The 20395-nt window shown below is 73.4% G+C and carries 20 protein-coding genes; 5 read left to right on the forward strand and 15 right to left on the reverse strand.

Annotated features, from left to right (window positions below; translation table 11 throughout):
* The first annotated feature begins 185 nt into the window (after positions 1-185).
* Both FH608_RS33355 and FH608_RS33360 read left to right on the forward strand, forming a co-directional pair.
* Positions 186-1553 (forward strand): condensation domain-containing protein, encoded by a 1368-nt coding sequence (locus FH608_RS33355; protein WP_193318769.1) that lies wholly within the window; start codon positions 186-188, stop codon positions 1551-1553.
* 198 nt (positions 1554-1751) lie between these two features.
* Complete coding sequence (locus FH608_RS33360) at positions 1752-3275, forward strand: amino acid adenylation domain-containing protein (RefSeq protein ID WP_139634344.1); 1524 nt, start codon at positions 1752-1754, stop codon at positions 3273-3275.
* Positions 3276-3335: 60 nt separating this feature from the next.
* Here the strand turns inward: FH608_RS33360 and FH608_RS53135 are convergent, their stop codons facing one another.
* On the reverse strand, positions 3336-3587 hold the full coding sequence (locus FH608_RS53135) for a phosphopantetheine-binding protein (RefSeq protein ID WP_226900124.1): 252 nt from the start codon (positions 3585-3587) through the stop codon (positions 3336-3338).
* Positions 3588-3782: 195 nt separating this feature from the next.
* On the opposite strand from FH608_RS53135, the gene FH608_RS33370 reads away from it, so the two are divergent.
* The 3 genes from FH608_RS33370 to FH608_RS33380 are packed head-to-tail and all read left to right on the forward strand — an operon-like array spanning position 3783 to position 7514.
* The gene (locus FH608_RS33370; RefSeq protein WP_226900125.1) at positions 3783-5459 is read left to right on the forward strand and encodes a condensation domain-containing protein; all 1677 of its coding nucleotides are present in this window, start codon (positions 3783-3785) and stop codon (positions 5457-5459) included.
* Positions 5456-6346 (forward strand): LPD16 domain-containing protein, encoded by an 891-nt coding sequence (locus FH608_RS33375; protein ID WP_139634346.1) that lies wholly within the window; start codon positions 5456-5458, stop codon positions 6344-6346. The genes FH608_RS33370 and FH608_RS33375 overlap by 4 nt, the downstream gene beginning before the upstream one ends.
* A 4-nt stretch (positions 6347-6350) precedes the next feature.
* Positions 6351-7514 (forward strand): cysteine desulfurase family protein, encoded by a 1164-nt coding sequence (locus FH608_RS33380; RefSeq protein ID WP_139634347.1) that lies wholly within the window; start codon positions 6351-6353, stop codon positions 7512-7514.
* A 103-nt stretch (positions 7515-7617) separates the two neighbouring features.
* Here FH608_RS33380 and FH608_RS33385 read toward each other — a convergent pair whose 3' ends face one another.
* The 14 genes from FH608_RS33385 to FH608_RS33450 all read right to left on the reverse strand — a co-directional run bounded on the left by FH608_RS33385 (position 7618) and on the right by FH608_RS33450 (position 20380).
* Positions 7618-8613 carry a hypothetical protein gene (locus tag FH608_RS33385; protein ID WP_139634348.1) on the reverse strand — a complete coding sequence of 332 codons (996 nt, stop codon included), beginning with the start codon at positions 8611-8613 and terminating at the stop codon, positions 7618-7620.
* A gap of 14 nt (positions 8614-8627) precedes the next feature.
* The gene (rfbA, locus tag FH608_RS33390) at positions 8628-9506 is read right to left on the reverse strand and encodes a glucose-1-phosphate thymidylyltransferase RfbA (protein ID WP_139634349.1); all 879 of its coding nucleotides are present in this window, start codon (positions 9504-9506) and stop codon (positions 8628-8630) included.
* A 15-nt stretch (positions 9507-9521) separates the two neighbouring features.
* Entirely contained in the window at positions 9522-10667 is a 1146-nt protein-coding gene (locus tag FH608_RS33395; protein WP_139634350.1) for an ABC transporter permease, read from the reverse strand.
* Complete coding sequence (locus tag FH608_RS33400) at positions 10664-11842, reverse strand: ABC transporter permease (protein WP_139634351.1); 1179 nt, start codon at positions 11840-11842, stop codon at positions 10664-10666. The genes FH608_RS33395 and FH608_RS33400 overlap by 4 nt, the downstream gene beginning before the upstream one ends.
* Before the next feature lie 2 nt (positions 11843-11844).
* Positions 11845-12840 (reverse strand): ABC transporter ATP-binding protein, encoded by a 996-nt coding sequence (locus FH608_RS33405; RefSeq protein WP_139634352.1) that lies wholly within the window; start codon positions 12838-12840, stop codon positions 11845-11847.
* Positions 12837-13847: a right-handed parallel beta-helix repeat-containing protein gene (locus tag FH608_RS33410; protein WP_139634353.1), complete on the reverse strand. Its 1011-nt coding sequence runs from the start codon at positions 13845-13847 to the stop codon at positions 12837-12839. The genes FH608_RS33405 and FH608_RS33410 overlap by 4 nt, the downstream gene beginning before the upstream one ends.
* The gene (locus tag FH608_RS33415) at positions 13844-14464 is read right to left on the reverse strand and encodes a 4'-phosphopantetheinyl transferase superfamily protein (RefSeq protein ID WP_139634354.1); all 621 of its coding nucleotides are present in this window, start codon (positions 14462-14464) and stop codon (positions 13844-13846) included. The genes FH608_RS33410 and FH608_RS33415 overlap by 4 nt, the downstream gene beginning before the upstream one ends.
* Positions 14461-15243: an alpha/beta fold hydrolase gene (locus FH608_RS33420; protein ID WP_139634355.1), complete on the reverse strand. Its 783-nt coding sequence runs from the start codon at positions 15241-15243 to the stop codon at positions 14461-14463. Before FH608_RS33420 ends, FH608_RS33415 begins: the two co-directional genes overlap by 4 nt.
* A 70-nt stretch (positions 15244-15313) precedes the next feature.
* Positions 15314-16162 carry an ester cyclase gene (locus FH608_RS33425; protein WP_139634421.1) on the reverse strand — a complete coding sequence of 283 codons (849 nt, stop codon included), beginning with the start codon at positions 16160-16162 and terminating at the stop codon, positions 15314-15316.
* A 2-nt stretch (positions 16163-16164) separates the two neighbouring features.
* Positions 16165-16608, reverse strand: a complete 444-nt coding sequence (locus tag FH608_RS33430) for a holo-ACP synthase (RefSeq protein WP_226900126.1) — start codon at positions 16606-16608, stop codon at positions 16165-16167.
* On the reverse strand, positions 16605-17510 hold the full coding sequence (locus FH608_RS33435; protein WP_193318771.1) for an ACP S-malonyltransferase: 906 nt from the start codon (positions 17508-17510) through the stop codon (positions 16605-16607). The genes FH608_RS33430 and FH608_RS33435 overlap by 4 nt, the downstream gene beginning before the upstream one ends.
* Before the next feature lie 31 nt (positions 17511-17541).
* On the reverse strand, positions 17542-18411 hold the full coding sequence (locus tag FH608_RS33440; protein WP_139634357.1) for an alpha/beta fold hydrolase: 870 nt from the start codon (positions 18409-18411) through the stop codon (positions 17542-17544).
* Positions 18408-19655, reverse strand: coding sequence for an FAD-dependent oxidoreductase (locus tag FH608_RS33445; protein WP_226900127.1), 1248 nt, complete (start codon positions 19653-19655; stop codon positions 18408-18410). The genes FH608_RS33440 and FH608_RS33445 overlap by 4 nt, the downstream gene beginning before the upstream one ends.
* Positions 19652-20380 (reverse strand): nitroreductase family protein, encoded by a 729-nt coding sequence (locus tag FH608_RS33450; protein WP_139634359.1) that lies wholly within the window; start codon positions 20378-20380, stop codon positions 19652-19654. Before FH608_RS33450 ends, FH608_RS33445 begins: the two co-directional genes overlap by 4 nt.
* Positions 20381-20395: the final 15 nt, after the last annotated feature.

Raw genomic sequence — 20395 nt, forward strand, 5'->3', positions numbered from 1 at the left:
TGGAGTTCGCGGCTATTACCTGGTGAGTGCGACTTTAGGGTCCTTTTCCGGACCGGCACACGCCCGCGCCGCCGACATATAGTTGCCACCCTTTGTGGCCACCGGCGGCCACCGGCCACGCTATTGACCCGGGGCGATCCCGTCCGCGATGAATGACGGACGGAGAAAGCTGCGAAGGGGATGACATGTCCGTCGAGGCGCCTCTGAGTCACGGCCAGCTTTTCAGCTGGCGAGAAGTGGAGCGGTATCCGGAGGGCTGGCTGACGGAGGCCAACCTGGCCAGCACCTGGGACATGCGCGGGCTCTCCGTCGAGCAGGCGTACGGGCTGCTGCGGCGGCTGGTGGACCGTCACGAGGCGCTGCGCACCACCTACCACGCCGGCGACGGCGGGCGCCCGGTCCAGCGCGTCCACGAGGCGGTCGAGCTGCCGATCGAGCTGGTCGACCGGGTGATCGAGGATCCCTCGGAGCACGAGCGGACCAAGGAGGAGCTGGTCGCGCTGCCGTTCGCGATGAGCGGCGACCTCAACTGGCGGGGCCGGATGGTCGCCTCGGGCGGCGCCCCGGTCTACCTGTCCCTGACCTTCTCGCACCTCATCGTCGACCTGTGGTCGATCCACCACCTGCACGACCAGTTCAAGGCGCTGGTGGCCGACCCGCGGGCGGTGGCGGCCATGGGGCCGGCACCGCGCGAGCTGGCCCGGCGGCAGCGGGAGGAGTCCTGGCGGCCCCGGCAGGAGAGCTCCGAGCGCTACTGGCGCGGCGTGCTGGACGACGGGCTGATGGACGTGCTGCCCACGCTGCCGGCCAGGGTGGAGCGCAACCGGCTGGAGCTGACGCTGCACTCGCGCGCCCTCGGTGGGTGGGCGGCCGAGGCCGGGAAGCGGCACGGCGTGACGGCCCCGGCGGTGGTGATGGCGCTGCTGGCCGCGGGCCTGGCCCGGCACCTGGACACCGACCGGGTGACGATGAGCCTGATGTCCTCCAACCGGTTCGCCCCCGAGGACCAGCACAACGTGGGCACGATGAACCAGCTCATCCCGTTCGTCACCGGCGTGGACATGCGCGCCACGCTCGCCGAGCACATCAAGCGCCTGCACTGGACGAGCGCCAAGTCCTACCGGCACTCGTGCTACGACTTCGACCAGGTCGCCGCCATGGCGGCGGCGCACGGCGAGCGGCCCGAGCACGGCTGCTGGATGAACCACCTGTTCCGCGCCTGGTTCAACTACATCCAGGTGGACCGCCGGCCCAGCGACCCGCACGACCCGAGCCCGGCCGAGCTGGCCTGGAGCCCGCTGGCCCAGCAGTACGGGCAGGCGTTCCGGGTGCGGGTGGAGGTGCGCGGCGGCCGTACCAGCGTGCTGATGCTGGCCGATCCCGAGGTGCTGCCGGCCGAGGCGATGACCGACATGATGCGGACGCTCGCGGTCGGCGTGCAGCTGGCGGTGAGCGATCCGGGACGCGCGCTGAAGGACCTGTGGAGCGCGGGCGCCGCACCCCCGCCGTCACTCTTCCCGCCCGAGCCACCCGCCACGGTCACCCCCGCCTGAGGCCCCGCCGTGGTGGCCCCTCGCCTGGGAAGCCTGCCGTGGTCATCCGTCCGAGGCGCCCTGCCGTGGTTGCCCCATGCCGGGGACGACCGCCATGGTCACCCGAATGAGGCGTCCGGTGGCCTCGCATGAGCCGCCGTCGAAGTTCCCTTGCCCGAGTCGCCGTGCCGGTGGCCGGGCCGTCCTGTGGAGAAGGCCGTGGAACGCACTCTTTACCAGTGGTTCGCCGACTCCGCCGCGCGTCACGGCGGGCGGGTCGCGTTGGAGGTGGGCGGCGGCCGGCACACCTACGCCGAGCTCGACGCGCTCTCCCGTCGGCTGGCCGCCGAGATCGTGGCGGCGTGCGGCGAGCCGCCGGGCAGGGTGGGGCTGTACGCCGCCCGCAGCGTCCTCGCCTACGCCGGTTACCTGGCCGTCCAGCGGCTCGGCGCGACCGTCGTACCGCTGAACCCGGCCGCGCCGGACGCGCGCAACCGGGCGATCGCGAAGGCGGCCGGGCTCGACCTCGTGCTGGCCGACGCGGCGCTCCGGCCGCCCGTGCTGCCCGCCGCCACGCTGGCGCTCCGCCTGGACCGGCTGGACGAGCCGCCGCGCGGCATGCCCGACACGCTCGCCGCCCGCCCCGACGACCTGGCGTACGTGCTGTTCACCTCGGGCTCCACCGGCGTGCCCAAGGGCGTGCCGCTGCGCCACCGCAGCGTGGACGCGTACCTGCGCCACGTGATCCCCCGCTACGAGCTGGGCCCCGGGTGCCGCCTGTCGCAGACCTTCGACCTGACCTTCGACCTGTCGGTGTTCGACATGTTCGCCGCGTGGGGCAGCGGCGCCACGCTGGTCGTGCCGGGCGCGTACGACCTGGTCAAGCCGGTGGCGTTCGTCAACCGCGAGCGGCTGACCCACTGGTTCAGCGTGCCGTCGGTGGTGTCGCTGGCGATGCGGCTGCGCAGGCTGGCGCCCGGGTCGATGCCGTCGCTGCGCTGGAGCCTGTTCTGCGGGGAGCCGCTGACGCTGCGGCAGGCGCGGGCGTGGGCGCTGGCCGCGCCGGGCAGCGTGCTGGAGAACCTGTACGGCCCGACGGAGCTGACCATCAGCTGCGCCGAGTACCGGCTGCCGGCCGACCGGGACCGCTGGCCGCGCACCGCCAACGGCACGGTGCCGATCGGGCTGCCGTACCCGGGCGTGGAGCACCTGGTGCTGGACGGCGAGGGACGGCCCGCCGGCGAGGGCGAGCTGTGCCTGCGCGGCGTGCAGCGCTTCCCCGGGTACGCCGACCCCGGGGTGAACGAGGGCCGGTTCGTCCGCTTCGACGGCCAGGTGGCGGCGCCCCCACGGACGGGGGACGGCGTGCCACCGGAGTTGTGGTACCGGACCGGCGACCGGGTGGCCTGGCGTGACGGCCTGCTGGTGCACCTGGGCCGCCTGGACCAGCAGGTCAAGATCTCGGGTCACCGGGTGGAACTGGGCGAGGTCGAGGCCGCGCTGCGCGACCAGCCGGGCGTGCACGAGGCGGTGGTGCTGGCGGTGCCCGGCGAGGACGGCGAGCCGGCGCTGGAGGCCGCCTGCACGGGCGCGGGCCTGGACCCGGTGGCGCTGCTCAAGGGGGTCGCGGCGCTGCTGCCCGGCTACATGGTGCCGCGCTCGGTCACCCTCCTGGACGAGCTGCCCCTGAACGCCAACGGCAAGGTGGACCGGCGCGCGACGGCCGCGGCCCTCCACAGCTGAGGAACCGCGGCCGGTGTACGGATCAGCGCCCGCCGCGCGGATCGGCGCTCGCCCTACGGGTCAGCGCAGCGGCGGCCACAGGCCGGACAGCGTCTGCCAGAGGGAGCCGACCGTGGCGAAGGTCGTCTCGTTCAGCAGCTCGTCGGGCAGCTCGACCCCGTACGCCTGCTCGACGTCCACCACCAGCCGCACGACGCCCATCGAGTCGAGCCCGAGAGCGCCGAGCTCGTCGTGCGCGGTCAGCCGCCCCGCATCGGCGTACGGCAAATGCGCCCGCAAAAGGCCCTGAAAACCGTCGGGTATGTCCAGCACGGCGCTGCCCCCTCTCGCGAAATCTTTCCCTTCGCGTCGAGGCTGCCGAAAATCGAGGACCACGGTCAAGCGGCGCCCGCTGGCAGGTTGTGCCACGCCGATCCTGCCATTGGCCACCCGTTGCCCCGGCGGCCGAGGAGGCCGGATTCTCAAATGGTATTCGGATATCGCGAGATCCGCTGGGGTGAATGCCTGATGAAATCCGCGAGCCTGTGCTGGGGGCAGCGATATATGTGGCTGCGCATCCACCAGCTGCCGCCGGCCCATCAGCACGAGACCCATGTCGTGATGCGCTTCGAGGTGCCCGCCGGGATCACGGTCGCGCAGGGCCGGGCGCTGCTCACCCAGCTGGCCCGCCGGCACGAGATCCTGCGCACGACATACCACTTCGACGGCCACCTCGACGGCGACCACGCCGGCGAGCAGCGGGTGGAGCCGCCGCGCCCGCTCGCGGTGGTCGAGGTCACCACCGAGCGGGACGGCACCGCAGGTCCCGCCGAGGTGGTCGAGGAGCTGAGCCGCAGGCCGTTCGACCTGGCCGGGGAGTGGCCGGTCCGGGCCTGCCTGATCACCACGGGAGGCGCGCCCCGGCAGTGCGTGCTGGTCTTCAACCACCTGGCCGTGGACGCCTGGACGCTGGGCGAGCTCAAGCGGGAGCTGCAGGCGCAGGTGACCGGGCTGGCCGCCCGCCGCCCGGCCGCGCTGCCGCCGGTCCGCCACCGGCCGTCGGACCTGGCCCGCCACGAGGCGTCGGCGGACGCGGCGATCGCGGCGGCGCGGGCCATGGCGTACTGGCAGGAGCAGGCGGCGCGGCTGCCGCTCGACCCGTTCGCCCGGCGGCGCGGCCCGGCCGAGCCGCGGGCCGGATCGCCGGCGGCCCGGCACGCGACGCTCATCTCGCCGGCGCTGCTGGAGGCGGCGCGCAGGGTGGCGGCCCGGCACCGCGTGTGGCCGTCGACCGTGCACATGGCCGCGTACACGGCCATGGCGGCCCTCTACACCGGTCAGGGCACCGTGGGCTATCTGGCGTTCGGCGGCAACCGCGGCTCGCACCCGTACCCCGACGTGCTGACCTGCATGTTCTCCCCGATGCTGGTGAGCGTGGACTGCGCGGACGACCCGGCGTTCGGCGAGCTGCTGCGGCGGGTGTCCGAGGGCTTCGAGCGGGCCGAGGCGCACTCGTACCTGCCGTACGACAAGGTCGTCGAGACCGTGTCGCGCGAGGGGTCCAGGCGCGGCGGTGAGGTGCGGCTGGGGTCCGAGGTCAACTTCATCAAGCAGCGCGGCAAGCGGTACGGCGGCAGGCGCACCACCTTCACCTGGAATCCCGCGCCCGAGTCGTGGGCGCGCTGCGAGCTGGACACCTACCTGCGGGTCGACGAGTGGGGCGACGCGGTCTCCCTCTCGCTGCACGCCGCGTCCCCGGTCATGGACGCCGGGGCGGTCGAGCTGTTCCTGCGCGGCATGGAGGCGCTGGTGCTCGCGCACGACGACCCGGCGGCCGGCCTGCGGATCAGCGAGGCGGCCCGGCTCGCCCCCTTCCCACCCCTGAACCCAAGCGTCGCGTCCGGCCCCCCGGCGGCGCCCGCGGCCTCGGAGGCGGCCGTGCGGGCGCTGGTCGAGGCCGTACGGGCCGCGCACGACCTGCCCCACGTCGACCCCTCGGACAGCTACGTCCTCGCCGGCGGCCAGGCCCTGCGCATCCCGCGCGTGCTGGCCGAGCTGCGCGGGCGCGGCTGGGACGGGCTGACCCTGCACCAGCTCGCCGGCCCGGCGCCGCTCGCCGCGCTGGCCTCCCGGCTGTCCCCTCGACCGGAGGGCGCCGTCCACCAGATAGCCAGTCCCAAGCAACAGGGAGTGAACGCATCATGAACCACGCCCTCACCGGCCAGGTGGTCAAGAGCCGCCGTCTGGTCGGCTCCGAGCAGGAGCTCCGCCAGGTGATCGCCCGCGAGCTGCCCGGCGCCGATCTCGGCGACCTGGTCATCATGGGCGGCCACTTCATGTTGTTCGAGGACCCGTCGTCCGGCCGGCTGACGCCCGGCGTCATCGAGGAGCAGCAGGACGAGGAGATGCGCCGCCGCGTCGCCGGCCGCGTGGGCGTCTTCCCCGGCTACACCTGGCGGATGTCGGTCGAGCTGCTCCAGGAGTACGCGGCGGCGGGCGTGGACGTCCGGCTGCTGCTGCTGATCAACGACTGGCAGTACGTGCCCACGGCGGGCCGCCCCGCCAGCGAGCTCCGCGCGGAGTTCTTCGCCGGCCTCGGCACCCTGCCCGCGTCGTACGAGAAGGTGCTGTGCGAGGCCGGGCTGTCGCAGGACAGCGTGCTGCCGAGCAGGAAGCACCCGATCGCGTTCCCCGAGACCTGGCTGAAGTACCGCTTCCAGAAGGCGGCCGACCGCTTCGTCAAGGAGGGCCGGCTGGAGAAGCGCTACCTCGACTCGGGACCCCGCGACACCGAGGTGTCCTTCCTGGACGCCGAGGGCAACTACCGCACGCTGATCAGCTGCGGCATCACGGGCTGCGCCGGCGAGATCACGGAGATGGTCTCCGAGGTGCACCGCGCCGGCTACACCAACCTGCTGATCTTCGCGCCCGGCGAGTGCATGATGCCGGTCGAGACCGGCGTGGACATCGCGCTCAACCTCTACGACCTGCCCGGCATGCGGGTGGTCGTCGCCGACCCCGGCGGCAGCGGCGAGATGTCCGCCGACGAGATCTACGGCAACCTGGTCAACGTCAGCACGTTCAGGCGGTGACGGGATGAAGGTCATCTATCTGGACGGCTGCGCCACCACCCGGGTGGACGACGAGGTGCTCGAGGCCATGCTGCCGTTCCTGCGGGACGAGTACGGCAACCCGTCCTCCCCCCACGTCATGGGCAAGCGGGCCAGGCGCGCGGTGGACGACGCCACGGACGCCGTGGCCGCGCTCATCGGCGCCGACCCCGGCTCCGTCGTGTTCACCTCGGGCGCGACCGAGAGCAACAACATCGCGCTGCTCGGGATGTTCGCCCACGACGACCGCGCCCCGGTCAACGGCTTCTTCTGCCCCATCGACCACAAGTCCTCGCTGGCCGTCGGTCAGGCGCTGGCGGCCCGCGGCGTCGACGCCAGGACCATGCGCGTACGGCGCGGCGGCCAGGTGGACCTGGACGACCTGGCGGGGCGGCTCGACCTGAACACCCGGGTCGCCACGGCCGCTTGGATCAACAGCGAGATCGGCACCGTGCAGCCGGTGGCGTCCATGGCGGCGCTCTGCCACGCGGTGGGCGCCATGCTGCACGTGGACGCCGCCCAGGCCGCCGGCCGCATCCCGATCGAGGTGCGCGAGGCGGGGATCGACACGCTGTCCGTCTCCGCGCACAAGATCCACGGCCCCAAGGGCGTCGGTGCTCTCTACGTGCGTCCCGAGATCCGCCACCGGCTGCGCCCGGTGATGTTCGGCGGCGGCCAGCACGCGCTGCGCAGCGGCACCATCCCCACCCACCTGGTCGTGGGGCTGGGCAAGGCGTGCGAGCTGGCCGCGCGGCGGCTGGACGCCGAGTGGCGACGGGTGCGCGAGCTGCGCGCCACGGCGCTGGACATCCTGGCGGCCGGCATCCCGGGCCTGCGGGTCAACGGCGACCCCGCCGCGAGCGTGCCGCACGTGCTGAACGTGGTGCTGCCCGGCGTGCGCGGCGAGAGCCTGGTCTCCAGCCTGCGGTCGGTCGCGGTCTCCACCGGGTCGGCGTGCAACTCCGGCTCGCAGGAGCCCTCGTACGTGCTGACCGCCATCGGCTGCTCGGCCGAGGACGCCAACAGCTCGATCCGGATCTGCCTGAACCCCCGCATGCCGTTCGAGGACCTGGTGCTCGGCGTCGAGACGCTGGTCGAGCGGGCCCGCGACCTGTCCGGCGTCGCCGTCGCGACACCGGGGCAGGCATGACGGGACCGCGCCCTGGCATGACGGGACGGCACCCACCCATGACGGGACCGCGCGGCACGTCGTCCACCCGGCGTGCCGCGCGGTGCCCGGCGTGCCGCGGCGCTCAGCCGGTCCGGAGGAAGGTCCTGGCCGCCTGCACCCCGGCCTGGAAGCGGCTGGTCGCGTCGAGGTCGCGCATCATCGTGGCGATGTGCCTGCGGCAGCTCCGCACCGACATGCCGAGCTTCCTGGCCACCACCTCGTCGGTGTAGCCCTTGGCCATCAGCGCGGCGATGGACTGCTGGAGGTCGTCGGCCACGCCCGCGTAGCCGAAGTCGATGCCCTCCAGCGGCGTGGCCATCTCCCACAGGTGGTTGAACAGGTCGAGGAAGAACTGCGCGATGCCCTGGTTGTGCACGCGCGCCACGTTGGCCTCCGCGTCCTCCACGCCGAACAGCACGACCAGCGACCGGTCGAAGACGATCGCCGACCTCGGCACGTGGCTCACCGTGTAGACGGCCGCCCCCGCGTCGGCCAGCCGCTTCATCCGCATCCGCGTCGGCACGTCGGCCCGGTTGCGGTGCTGGCAGATGACGCGCACGGTCACGCCCCTCGCCACCAGGGCGATGTACGTCTCCGACAGGTCCTCGACCACGCCGCCGGCCTGCAGCACCAGCACCTCGTCGCGGCAGGCGTCGGAGGCCGTCTTCAGGAAGCCGCGCACCTCCATGGTGCCCGCCAGGTACTCGACGGTGGTGCGGTCGGAGCCGTCGCCCTCGCCCCCGAAGAGCCCGATGCGGGCGCGGATCTGGTCGATCAGCTCCCGGCGCCGGTAGATCTCCCGCTCCACCGTGGAGACGAGCGAGGCGGCCGCCAGCTCGGGATCGACTGGCACGTACCGCTCGCCCAGCCCGTGGTCGAGCCGTAACAGGCGGCTCTCCACCAGGTGCCGCACCGCTTCCCGCACCTCAGCGGCTCCGATCCCGAGATCCGCCGCCGCCACCTCGATCGCCTCGATGGCGCCCTTGCGGGCGGCGTAGCGGTACACGTCCGTCACATGGTCCCCGTCCGCGGACGAGCGGCCCGTGAACTCCCCCGTGGACGACGTCGTCAACGTCATGGTCGTGCCTCCTGCTATCTGTTCCCGAACTGCTCGGCCACCGACATCACGTACTGGCCGTAGGCGGAATTCCCGAGTGCTGCGCCGAGCCGGTGACAGGTCTCGGCGTCGATGTAGCCCATGCGCAGGGCGATCTCCTCCAGGCAGGCGATCCGGACGCCCTGCCGCTGTTCGAGGAGCTGGACGTACTGCCCGGCCTGCAGGAGGGACTCCGGCGTCCCCGCGTCCAGCCAGGCGAAGCCGCGGCCGAGGTGGACCAGCTTCGCCTTGCCGCGTTCCAGGTAGGCGCGGTTGACGTCGCTGATCTCCAGCTCGCCGCGGGCCGAGGGGGTGAGGTTCTTGGCGATGTCGACGGCGTCGCCGTCGTAGAGGTAGAGGCCGACGACGGCCAGGTTCGAGCGGGGATGGTCGGGTTTCTCCTCGACGGACAGCAGCCGCCCGTCGGCGTCGGCCTCGGCGATGCCGTACCGGTGGGGGTCGCTGACCGGGTAGCCGAACAGCACGCAGCCGTCCACGTCGCGGCACTCCTGCCGCAGCAGCTCCTGGAAGGAGTAGCCGTGGAAGACGTTGTCGCCGAGCACGAGCGCGACCGGCTCGCCGCCGACGTGGTCGGCGCCGATCACCAGGGCCTCGGCGATGCCGTTCGGCTCGGGCTGCTCGGCGTACGACAGGGCGAGGCCGAGCTGGGAGCCGTCGCCCAGCAGCCGCTGGAGCTGGGGGCGGTCCTCGGGCGTGGTGATCACCAGGATGTCGGTGATGCCGGCCAGCATGAGCACCGACAGCGGGAAGTAGACCAGCGGCTTGTCGTTGACCGGCAGGAGCTGTTTGGAGACCGCGAGCGTGGTGGGCAGCAGCCGGGTGCCTCTTCCCCCGGCCAGCAGGATGCCCTTCATCGCGAACCCTCCTTTCTAGACGGCGGTCAGTGCGCGGCGGCCGAACAGGGCCAGCGAGCCGCCCAGCAGCAGGACGGCCATCCCGGCGAGCACGGCCAGCTGGGGCAGGACCTCGACGAGGCCGGTGCCGGGCTGGGCGAGCGTCAGCAGCGCGTCCATCCCCCAGGCGTGCGGGAAGAGGTGGCCGATGGCGTTGATGACCTCGCCGGACGACTCGCGCGGCCACAGGCAGCCGCCGAGCATGCCCAGCACCACGCCGAGCGGCGGGCCGATCGCGGGCGCCTGGTCGGGCGAGCGCAGCAGCGTGCCGACCAGGAGCGCGGCGCCGGTGGCCACCAGCGAGAACACCACCACGACGGCCGCCACGCCGAGCGGGTCGCCCCACGAGACGTCGAACGCGAGCGCGCTGACCACCACGATCAGCACGGCCTGCGCGAGGGCCACGAGGAAGCGGCTCAGCGCCTCGCCGAGCAGCACGGAGCGGCGGCGTACGGGGGCGGTGAGCGCCCGCTGGAGCATGCCGAGCCGGCGGCTCTCGACCAGCGCGGCGGCCACGGCCATGGAGTTGATGAAGGTGAAGAGCAGCAGGTTGGCGGGCGCGGTGTAGGCGAAGCCCCGCGGGTCGGCGGTGGCGGCGGCGGAGTCCCGAACCGCGACCCGGCCGGACTCGGCCTGCGCGCGCCGTACGTACTCGGCGGCCTGGGCCGGGGTGGCGCCCGCCGCCACGGCCGCCCTGGTGGCCTCCTGGACGGCGGCGGCGCGGCCCACCGCGACGTCGATGGCGCTGCGGGCGGCCAGGCCGCTGCCGTTGGTCTGGGTCACCACCAGGTCGAGCCGGGTCGAGCCCGGCGGGATCACCAGGCCGGCGGCCAGCGAGCCGGCGCGCACCTCCGACCGCAGCTCGGCCGCCGAGCCGACCGGCCTGACCTCCAGGTCGGGGCGGCGGCGCAGCTCGGCCAGCAGGGCGGTGGTGACGGGGTCGGAGCCGTGGGCGACCACGCCGACGGGCAGCCGGTCGGAGACGTTCCCGATGGCCATCCCGACGAAGACGATGGAGACGAACGGCATGACGACCATGAAGAACAGGCCGACCCGGTCGCGGGCGTGGCGGCGCAGGTTGGCCGCCACCAGCGCCAGGACGGGCCGTGGAGTCGCGCTCACAGCAGCATTCCCTTCTTCAGCCCGATCACCGCGAGCCCGCCCGCGACCAGCGCGATCGCGCACAGGACGGCGATCGGCCCGGCCACGGCGGCCAGGCCCGCGCCGGATCCGGCCAGCTCGGTCAGCGCCGTCGATGTCCATCCGTTGGGGGTGAGCAGCGCGACGCCCTGGAGCACCTCGGGCAGGTTGTGCATCGGCACGAGGCTGCCGCCGAGGAACGCCATGACGAACGAGATCACCATGATCACGCCGTCGGCCTGGGCGTCGGTCCTGACGCGGCCGGCCACCAGCATGGTGATCGCCGTCGCTGCCAGCACGTGCGCCAGCAGCACCGCGAACACCGCGAGGGGGTCTCCCCACGTCGCGCCGGAGACCAGGACGGAGGCCGCCCAGGTGACGCAGACGCTCACCAGGGCCAGCGTGAAGCCCACGGCCGCCTTGCCGGCGAACGGCACCCAGGGGGCCAGCGGCCCGGCGCGCATCCGGTCGAGCGTGCCGAGCTTGCGCTCGGTGAGCAGGCCGCGGAACGAGGCGCCGACCACGAAGAAGGCGAACAGCGCCGCCATGCCGGAGCCGTAGTAGACGGCCAGGTCGACCTTGCCGCCGGACAGCGGGTCGTCGGAGAGCGTCAGCGCCGGCCCGGCCGCGCCGTTGCGTTCCACCAGCTCCTTGACCTCGTCACCGGGCACCCCGGCGAGCAGCACGGCGCGTACGGCCAGCGTCCTGGCGTCCACCAGCGCGGAGATGCGGTCCACGATGGCCCGCGCCACCACCCCGGCGAGGGGTGACCTGGGCGAGGTCAGCACGGCCACGTCGCCGCCCCGGCCGTCCCCCACGTTCCGGCTGAAACCGGCGGGGAAGACGATCGCCGAGCCGATCTCGTCGGCGTCCAGCGCGCGGGCCGCCTCCTCCCTGCTGGGCAGGTCGCGCAGCGTCACGCTGCCCTTCAGCTCCTCCGAGGCCAGCACCTCGCGGCGCACGCCGGCGGGGAACTCGCCGCCGTCCAGGTCCACGAACCCGACCGTCGCCCGCAGCGGCGGGTCGTCGCCGCCGAGCGCGAGGCTGAACAGCGTGGCCAGGGTGACGGGCACGAGCAGCGCGATGACCAGGGCGGTGCCGTCGCGCAGCCGGGTGCGCAGTTCCAGCGCGCTCACCGCGACGAGTGCTCTCCACATGGTCAGTCCCGCAGGGTGCTGCCGGTGAGGTGCAGGAACGTGGCCTCCAGGTCCGGCTCGACCACCTGGGTGGCCGTCACGGTGGCGCAGCCGTCCACGGCGGTGATGAGCGAGGGCAGCAGGTACCTGCCGCCCTCGGTGATCAGCCGGATGGACGTGGCGCCGGTCCTGGCCGCCTCGATGACGCCCTCGACCACGCGGAGCTTGGCCAGGGCGGTGTCGACGTCGCCGTCGAGCGACAGCTCCACCTTGTCGGCGCTGCCGACCAGGGAGATCAGCTCCTGGCGGGTGCCGTCCGCGATGATCCGGCCGTGGTCGATGATCGCCACGCGGTCGCAGACCCGCTCGACCTCCTCCATGTAGTGGGACGTGTACAGCAGCGCCATGCCCTCCTCCACCAGCCGTTCCACGCCGTCGAGGATGGCCTTGCGGCTCTGCGGGTCGACGCCCACGGTGGGCTCGTCCAGGATCAGCACCTGGGGCCGGTGCAGGAGCGCGGCGCCGATGTTGATGCGCCGCCGCATCCCTCCCGAGTACGTGCTGAGCCTGCTGTCGGCGCGGCCGGTGAGCCCCACCAGGTCGAGCACCTCCTCGATCCGCCCGGCGACCTCGCGGCGGGGCAGGCCGAAGAGGCGGCCGAAGAAGCGCAGGTTCTCGCGCCCGGTCAGCTCCGGGTAGAGGGCGATCTCCTGGGGCACGTAGCCGATCCCGGCCTTGGCGCGCATCGGGTCCTCGGCCAGGTCCACGCCGCCGACCGTGACGGTGCCCGCGTCCGGGCGCAGCAGCCCCACGAGCATGGAGATCGTGGTGGTCTTGCCCGCGCCGTTGGGTCCGAGCAGCCCGTACGCCTGGCCGGGGGCGATGGCGAAGCCGACGTCCTCGACCGCGACGAGCTCGCCGTACCGCTTGCTCAGCCCTTCGCAGGCGAGGGCGGCGATGGCGGGCCCTGTGATGGCGGTCTCTGTGATGGCGGGCGGGGAGATGGACGGCGGGGTCATCGGCGCCACCCCCGCGCGTCGGGCGGATCGCCCTTGTCGGCGGTGTTGGCGGCGAGCGTCTGCCGGTCCAGGTCCGCGTCGAACTGGTAGTCCAGCGGGGTGTTGCCGTAGACCCGGTTCCACAGGACGTGGTTGTCCAGGGCGTGGTCGCCGCCCCACCCGCTGGAGGAGCTGATGACGAGGGCGGCGCCCATGACCGATTCGCCGCCGGGGTGGTTGTCGTGGATGTGGTTGTCCACGACGCTGACCCGGTGGGTGCCGATCAGCGCGAGGCCGACGCCGGAGATCGGCGGGCCCGCCGCGCCCAGCCCGTCCGGCTCGACGCCGGCCACCAGGCCGTTGTCGTAGAAGTCGTTGGCCGCCACCAGGCAGTCGGTGACGCCGCCCTCGGGCTCGCCCTCGTAGACCTGGTTCAGCAGCATCATGCCGATCGCGTTGCCGTGGCAGGTGTTGCGCACGGCCTTGACGCCGGAGGAGTTGTCGATGAAGACGCCGAACGCGTTGCCGTGGGTCTCGTTGCCCGCGAGCAGGTGGTCGGAGAGCGGGCAGAAGCTGAAAGCGGCGCCGCCGTACTGGCTGCCGTTCGCGCGGCAGTCGGTGATCCGGCCGTTGACGCACTCGCGCAGGTAGACGCCCCAGACGGCGTTGTCCTCGGCCGTCACGTCGTGGACGGTGACGCCGTCGGCCGAGTGGGCGTAGACGCCCGCGCCGGTGAAGCCGCGCACCGTCAGCCCCTGGATCCGGACGTCGGACACCGACTCGCCGTAGACGGTCACGCCGCTGACCACGTCGTCCGGCGCGTCGTGCAGGCTGGGCACGCCGGACGGCACGCCCTCGCCCGGGACCAGGACGGTCCTGCCGGGTCCCGCGCCGGTCAGCGTCACGCCGGGGTGCCGGATCCAGACGTTCTCCGCGTGCACGCCCTCGGCCAGCACGATCCGCGCGCCCGGCCCTGCCTCGTCCAGCGCCCGCTGGATCGACTCCCCGGGCGCGACCGGTCTCATCATGACGGGCTCCCCTCCTCCTCGACGCGGACAGTGGCCTCGACAGTGGCCTCGACGGTGGCCTCGACGGTGGCCTCGACGGTGGCCTCGAGGGAGGCCTCGAGGGAGGCATCGAGGGAGGCATCGACGGCGTAGACGACGGCCAGCGACACGAACAGCCCGCCGCCCTCCCCCCACCTGGCGGCGCCCGCCGCCTCCTTCGCGCCCGCCCGGAGCTGCTGGAGGGCGGCCCGGGCGCTGGCGCCGCGCACGGCGTACGTCGTGCCGCCGGTCATGGAGACGCCCGTGGACGCGCTCAGCTCTTCCGCCGCCTCGTCCAGCAGTCCGGCGGGCCAGCCGGACGGCGCGTCCGCCACGGCCTCGAAGTCCTGCCAGGTGAAGCCGGGCGGGCGCACGCCGACCGCCTTGATCAGGCTCTCCTTGACGGAGAACGCCGCGAGGCCCGGCCCGAACGCGCGCTCGGCGGGGGTGGTGACGTGGCGGGCGAACACCTCGCCGCCGCGCTCCGCCGCCCTGGCGAGCCGGTCGGCCTCCACGATGTCCACGCCCATGAGGACGGCGGACTCCACGCCCATGAGGACGCCGGGGTTCACGCCCATCAGGACGGCCGGGGCGCTCATGTGAGGGCTCCGGCGCAGCGGGTGACGAAGGACTCCAGGGCCGTGGTGTACCGCTCGGCGCACTCCACCATGGGGATGTGGCCGCTCTCCTCGACCACCAGGACCTCGTTGTCCGGATATTTCGTGAGAAGCTCCAGCCAGGGGTCCACCGGGGTCATCCGGTCGTGGCGCCCCCAGACGTACAGGGACGGGCAGGTGACCCGGTCCAGCGCCGGCCTGACCTGATACCTGCGGGTGGCCTTGATGCTGCGCGCCATGCTCACCATCGACTCCGGGCGCTGCAGCATGGCGCCGGCCTCCGCCATCCGCTCGGGCGCGAAGTGGCTGCGCCCGCTGTGGAAGAGGGCGGCCACCATGCGCTCGCCGAACTCGTCGCCGAACGGCCGCACGCTTCCGCGCCGGTCGAAGCTCAGCCCCACGTCCGGGTCGGGGGTGAGGCCGGGCGCGCCGCTCACCACGATCCCGCGCACCCGGTCGGGGCGGCGGCCCGCCAGGTCGATGGCCACCAGGCCGCCCAGCGAGTTGGCGCACACGACCGCGTCCGACACGCCGGCCTCGTCGCAGGCCCGCAGCAGCGCGTCGCCGAGCCGTTCGATCGACCCGGCCACCTGGCGGTCGAGCGCGCAGATCGCCTCGTTCGTCCGGAGCACCGGCCATCCGTCCGCCGCCAGCCGGTGGAAGGGGTGGTCCCAGATCCAGCCACCGGCGAACAGCGCGGACATGAACACCACGGCCGGCCTGCCGTCGCCGGGCACGTGCTCGGCGGTGAATCGCATCATCAGGTCTCCAGTTGCTCGGGTCGTGTCAGAGGAAGCGGGCCGGGGTCGGGGACGGGGTCAGAGGGCGGGGTCAGAGGGTGGGTTCGGCGGCCGGGCTCCAGCCGCAGTCGCAGGCCGCGTCCGTGCCCACCTGGACGAGGGCCGAGCAGTCAGGGCAGCGGGCGAGGTCGCGGGCGCTGATGGGACGCCAGACGCTGGTGTGCACCCGCGTGCACAGCCCGCCCTTGAAGAAGCGGCGCATGGCCCGCTGGTGGGGCCGGGCGTGGATGGCGCGCACCGACTCGGGCCGGTCGAACGCGCTCAGCGTGAACTTGCGGTCGCCGAGGTCGAAGGTGGTCACGCCGAGGAAGCCCCGGGCGGCGCGCAGCGACTTGACGACCTCGACGCTGAGCAGGTCCACCTCGGCGGCCTCGGCGTCGTCGCGGACCTCCAGCCAGGTCAGGACGAGCGCGCCGGGACGCTCGGTGCGCCCGCTGGAGGCCCTGGCGCTGACGCCGAACTGGCGTACCTCGTCGGCCTCCGGCACGAACCTGGCGGTGTAGCCGAGCGATCCGGCCAGCGCCAGCCGGTCGAACGCGCGCCGCACGTGAGCCCCGTCCGGGCCGGCCGTCACCAGGTCGGTGCCGGTCACGGTGACCTCGCCGCCGGTGGCGGGCATGCCCAGGTAGGAGTCACGGTGGTCGGCGCGGAGCGTCCAGAAGACGGCGGCCGCGTCCTGGTCGCCGGCCACGCGCTCCACCTCGAAGCGCGGGTTCCTGAACCGGGCCAGCGTCGCCGCGGCGTGGGCGGCCAGCGCGGGTCCGGAGAGCACGCCCCCGGTGTCCGGGTCGGCGTAGGTGGCGGCGGTGGCGGCGACCGCGCCTGCGTCGCCGTCGCGCCACGCCTGCAGGTGCTCCTCCGCCAGCTTCCTCGCGTCCATCGTCATCCGTCCTCGTCGTAGGGTGACCGCGTCCCGGCGTCCGGAAGCCGCGGGGCGCGCAGGGCCACGGCGAGCGCGCGCTGGGCGGTGTGGCTGAGCGAGATCCGGATCTGCCCGCCCGGTCCGGCCAGGCCGGCCAGCTCACCGGTGAGGCGTACGGCCGGCGGGTGCCCGTCGAGGCAGGCCGCGTCCCCCCGGCAGGCGGTGGTGGGCCGCGGCAGCACCTCCACCTGGCCGAGGCGCTCGGCGGTGGGGGCCAGGCCGAGCAGGCGCAGCACCGCCCGCTTGCCGGCCAGCCGCCCCGCCCAGTGCTGGAGGGTGCGCCCGCGCGCCGACCGCACCCGTTCGGCGCGGGTGAACACCTGCTCCAGCGACGCGCCTTCGAGCAGGTCCCGCGGCCGGGTGAGGCCCGCGTACCCGACCATGGCGCTGCCCCAGCGGTTCACGCGGCGACCGCCTTGGCCAGGCGGCGCAGCGTGCCGGGGTCGGACATGCTCAGGCAGCGGGCCTCCGCGCGGCGCGAGAGCCCGGTGAGCACCTTGCTGTCGCCCACCTCCACGCCGGGCGCGCACGCCTCGATCGCGGCGACCGTACGGGTCCACAGCACCCGCCCGGTGAGCTGGGCGATCAGGGCCTCGCGCAGCGTGGCGAGGTCGGTGGTGGGCTCGCCGGTGACGTTGGGCACGACGGGTACGCGCGGCGCCCGCATCGGCGCGGCCCGTACCGCCTGGGCCCATCCGGGCACGGCGTCGGCCATGAGCGGCGAGTGGAAGGCGTTGCCGACCTGGAGCGGCACGACCTTGTTGGCGTCCGTGGCGAGCGCGGTCACCCGGTCGAGCGCGGGCGGCGCGCCGGAGACGACGACGTGGCCGGGAGCGTTCTCCAGCCCCACCACGGCCGGCTCGCCGGGCGCGGAGGCGGCCTCGGCCAGCTCCTCCACCCGCTCGACCGGCAGGCCCATCACGGCCCGCATGCCGCCCGTCGCGCCGACGCCGGCCATGAGCCGGGCGCGGGTCTCGACGAGCCGGACGGTCGCGGCGAGGTCGAGCACGCCGGCCGCGTGCAGCGCGGTCAGCTCGCCCACGCTGTGCCCGGCCACGACGGCGGGCTCGTACCCCTCCTCCTCCAGGACGGCCAGCGCCGCGAGGTTGCAGGCCGTCACCGCCACCTGGGCGTGTTCGGTGGCGACCAGCCGGTCGAGCGGCCCCCGGGCGCACAGCGGGGTGATCGGCCGCGTGAGCAGCGCGTCGACCTGGTCGAGCCGCTCCCGCGCGGCGGGCCTGCGGCGCATCCACGCGCCCATCCCGACGCGAACCGTCCCCTGCCCGGGGAAGAGATAGCCGAGCATCAAACGTCCAACTCCCTTCGCGGCGGCGCCCCTACAAGCGGCGCCGCGGTCGCCGTTCCTCGTGCGCGGGCCGCTCCGTGCCGAGGAAGCCGAGCAGCAGCTTGTTGACCTGGTCGGGGGCGTCGAGCGGGATCCAGTGACCGGCGCCGTCGATCCGCTCGTACCGCCAGGGGCCCTTGACGAACTTGCCGGAGCCGGTCATGCCCTCCTCCAGCAGCGCCTTGTCCCCGCTCCCCCAGATGCCGAGCGTCGGCGCGAGCACGGGCGGGAACGGCCGCGCCGGGCGCAGCTCGGCGGCGGGCGAGCGGTTGGCGCGGTACCAGTTGAGCCCGGCGGTCAGCGCGCCCGGCCTGGCCAGGTCGCGCAGGTAACGGTCGTAGTCGCCGTCACGCCCCATGATCTCCTTGAACAGCCGCCAGCCGTTGCGGCGCAGCAGTTCCTCGCTCACCCCGGGGAACTGGTAGAAGAGCATGTACCAGGAGGCCGCCCGCTGCTCCAGCGAGGGCGTGGCGAACACGCCGGGGTGGCCGACCGACAGGGCGACCAGGTGGTCGATCCTGCGGGGCATGAGGAAGGCGTACATCCAGGCGATGGCCGCGCCCCAGTCGTGGCCCACCACGTGCGGCCGCTTGACGCCGAGCTTGATGGTCATGGCCACGATGTCGTTGACGATGGTCTGCATGCCGTACGCCTCGACCTCCTGCGGCTTGCCGGAGTCGCCGAAGCCGCGCAGGTCGGGCGCGATCACCCGGAACCCGCCCTCGACGAGGGCGGGGATCTGGTGACGCCACAGGTAGGAGGAGTCGGGGAAGCCGTGGAGGAGGATGACGGGGTCGCCCTCTCCCTCGTCCACGTAGGCCAGGTCCACGTCGTTGACGCGCACGGTCTTCTTCTCGGTCATGCTGTCTCCCTGAACAGGCGCTCAGCGAAGAACTCGCTGAAGCCGAACTCCGGTACGTCCTCGGGGGCGACCATGTTGAGCAGCCCGGTCACCTGCGCGGCGAAGTTCTTCGCCATCAGCCTGCGCACCCGGCGCCGGCGTTCGAGCGCCGCGGGGCCGAACTCGACGTGCAGCCTGCTGACGATGGAGGCGCCGAAGTCGAGCCGTTCCAGGCGGAAGAGCCGCTCCTCCACGTACGGGGCGAACGCCTCGGGCGACCAGTCGTCGGAGGCTAGCAGGATCTCGCAGACGGTCCTGGCGTCGCGCATCGCGCAGGACAGGCCGGTGCCGAGCACGGTGTCGGCGTTGCCGGCCTCATCGCCGATCAGCACCACGCCCTCGGCCAGCGGCGGGCCCTGGGGGACGCTGGAGACCGACGGCCAGACCGACAGCGGCCCGGCGGGTACGGCCTCGGTGACCATCTTGCCCCGGTCGGGCAGGCAGTCGAGCTCGTACGCGGCCAGGAAGCGCTCGACGCCGCCCGGCCCCCGGTAGCGGTGCTTGTTCGCGGTGGGGAAGTTGAGGTAGAGGCGGGCTCGGCCGTACCCCTGGGGGAAGACCATGAACATGACGTCGCCCTCGGTGCCCATGGCCTGCACGTCGGGCGGCCAGCCGTCCAGCCCCTCGACCATCATGCCGCCGCCCCAGTGGTGCATGGAGTTGGTCATGGTGACGCCGATCTGGCGGCCGACCGTGTTGCCCCGTCCCGTCGCGCCGAGCACGATGCGGGGCCGCAGCTCGTGCCGGCCCTCGGGCGTCGAGTACGTCACCGCCGGCCGCCGGCCGGCGACCACGCCGATCTTGGCGGCGTTCATCACCAGGCGGGCGCCGCCGGCCACGGCCTGCTCGGCCATCAGCTCGCACACCTGGTGGTGCGGGAAGGACATCGGGCCGCCGATGCCGGGGATGAACCTGGTCATGTCCACGGCTTCGACCTCGTCGTCGCTGACGGCCTCGTCCCAGGTCATCCACTCGCGGATCTCCCAGGCGCCGCCGGCCGAGAAGCAGTCGTAGACGCCGAGCCGCTGCGCCTCCCTGATGCCCCAGGGCGCCAGCCACTCGCCGCGTACCAGGTCGTGATAGGTCTCCTGTTTCTCCAGCAGCACCACCGAGAGCCCGCCGGCGACGAGCCTGCAGGCCGCCGACGCGCCCGAGATGCCGCCGCCGACGATGACGACGTCGGGCTCTTCGGGTCGTTGGGTCACGTACCCCACCTCTCCCAGTAGGTGCGTTCCTTGGCGCTGTAGCGGTCGGCGGGCCGGAAGTCGGAGCCCACCGTGTACGCGACCGGGATCATGCACACCTGCGTGACCCCGGACGGGATGCCGAGCAGCCGCCCCACCGCGCGTTCGTGGGGCACGTGCAGGCAGGTGATGGTGCTGCCCAGGCCCCGGCTGCGCAGGGCGAGCTGGAAGGACCAGATGGCCGGGAAGATCGAGCCGTAGAAGATGCTGGCGCGCGTCTCGCCGTGCTGCACCTGGTGGCCGGGGTCCTCGGCGACCTTGTCGGCCATCCGGTCGCGCCAGGCGGCGTTGATCGCCGCGATGTCCGGCGGCCGGCCGAGCACGCACGGGATCACCAGCGCGGGCACCCTGGCGATGGTCTCGATGAGCGCCTGCGCGGAGGCGTGGTTGCGGCGGGCCTGCGCGTCGTGGCGCCGCCGTCCCGCCCTGGTCCAGATGTCGTTGAGGTGGAACTGCCAGGACGAGCGGATCATCCCGGCCAGTTCGGCCTTGGTCGCGGGTTCCGTGACCACCAGCCAGCGCCAGTTCTGGTGGTTGTTGGCGGTGGGCGCCTGGACGGCGACCTCCAGGGCCTCCTGGACGACCTCGCGGGGGACGGGCCGCTCCAGGTCGAGCCGGCGGCGTACGGACCGGGTGGTGGTCAGCAGGCGGTCGGTCTCCGCGACGTCGAACGGCGGAGCGTTCACAGCGCTCCCCGGAGC

This window comes from Nonomuraea phyllanthi, from assembly GCF_006334985.2.
Classification (GTDB): domain Bacteria; phylum Actinomycetota; class Actinomycetes; order Streptosporangiales; family Streptosporangiaceae; genus Nonomuraea; species Nonomuraea phyllanthi.

What these genes read in the sequence shown, in the direction of transcription:
- FH608_RS33415 (WP_139634354.1), bottom strand. Translation starts at nt 14,464, where the DNA reads ATGAGCGCCCCGGCCGTCCTGATGGGCGTGAACCCCGGCGTCCTCATG.
- FH608_RS33385 (WP_139634348.1), bottom strand. Translation starts at nt 8,613, where the DNA reads ATGACGTTGACGACGTCGTCCACGGGGGAGTTCACGGGCCGCTCGTCC.
- FH608_RS33370 (WP_226900125.1), top strand. Translation starts at nt 3,783, where the DNA reads ATGAAATCCGCGAGCCTGTGCTGGGGGCAGCGATATATGTGGCTGCGC.
- FH608_RS33440 (WP_139634357.1), bottom strand. Translation starts at nt 18,411, where the DNA reads ATGACCGAGAAGAAGACCGTGCGCGTCAACGACGTGGACCTGGCCTAC.
- FH608_RS33400 (WP_139634351.1), bottom strand. Translation starts at nt 11,842, where the DNA reads ATGTGGAGAGCACTCGTCGCGGTGAGCGCGCTGGAACTGCGCACCCGG.
- rfbA (WP_139634349.1), bottom strand. Translation starts at nt 9,506, where the DNA reads ATGAAGGGCATCCTGCTGGCCGGGGGAAGAGGCACCCGGCTGCTGCCC.
- FH608_RS33425 (WP_139634421.1), bottom strand. Translation starts at nt 16,162, where the DNA reads ATGGACGCGAGGAAGCTGGCGGAGGAGCACCTGCAGGCGTGGCGCGAC.
- FH608_RS33435 (WP_193318771.1), bottom strand. Translation starts at nt 17,510, where the DNA reads ATGCTCGGCTATCTCTTCCCCGGGCAGGGGACGGTTCGCGTCGGGATG.
- FH608_RS33420 (WP_139634355.1), bottom strand. Translation starts at nt 15,243, where the DNA reads ATGATGCGATTCACCGCCGAGCACGTGCCCGGCGACGGCAGGCCGGCC.
- FH608_RS33405 (WP_139634352.1), bottom strand. Translation starts at nt 12,840, where the DNA reads ATGACCCCGCCGTCCATCTCCCCGCCCGCCATCACAGAGACCGCCATC.
- FH608_RS33375 (WP_139634346.1), top strand. Translation starts at nt 5,456, where the DNA reads ATGAACCACGCCCTCACCGGCCAGGTGGTCAAGAGCCGCCGTCTGGTC.
- FH608_RS33380 (WP_139634347.1), top strand. Translation starts at nt 6,351, where the DNA reads ATGAAGGTCATCTATCTGGACGGCTGCGCCACCACCCGGGTGGACGAC.
- FH608_RS33355 (WP_193318769.1), top strand. Translation starts at nt 186, where the DNA reads ATGTCCGTCGAGGCGCCTCTGAGTCACGGCCAGCTTTTCAGCTGGCGA.
- FH608_RS33410 (WP_139634353.1), bottom strand. Translation starts at nt 13,847, where the DNA reads ATGATGAGACCGGTCGCGCCCGGGGAGTCGATCCAGCGGGCGCTGGAC.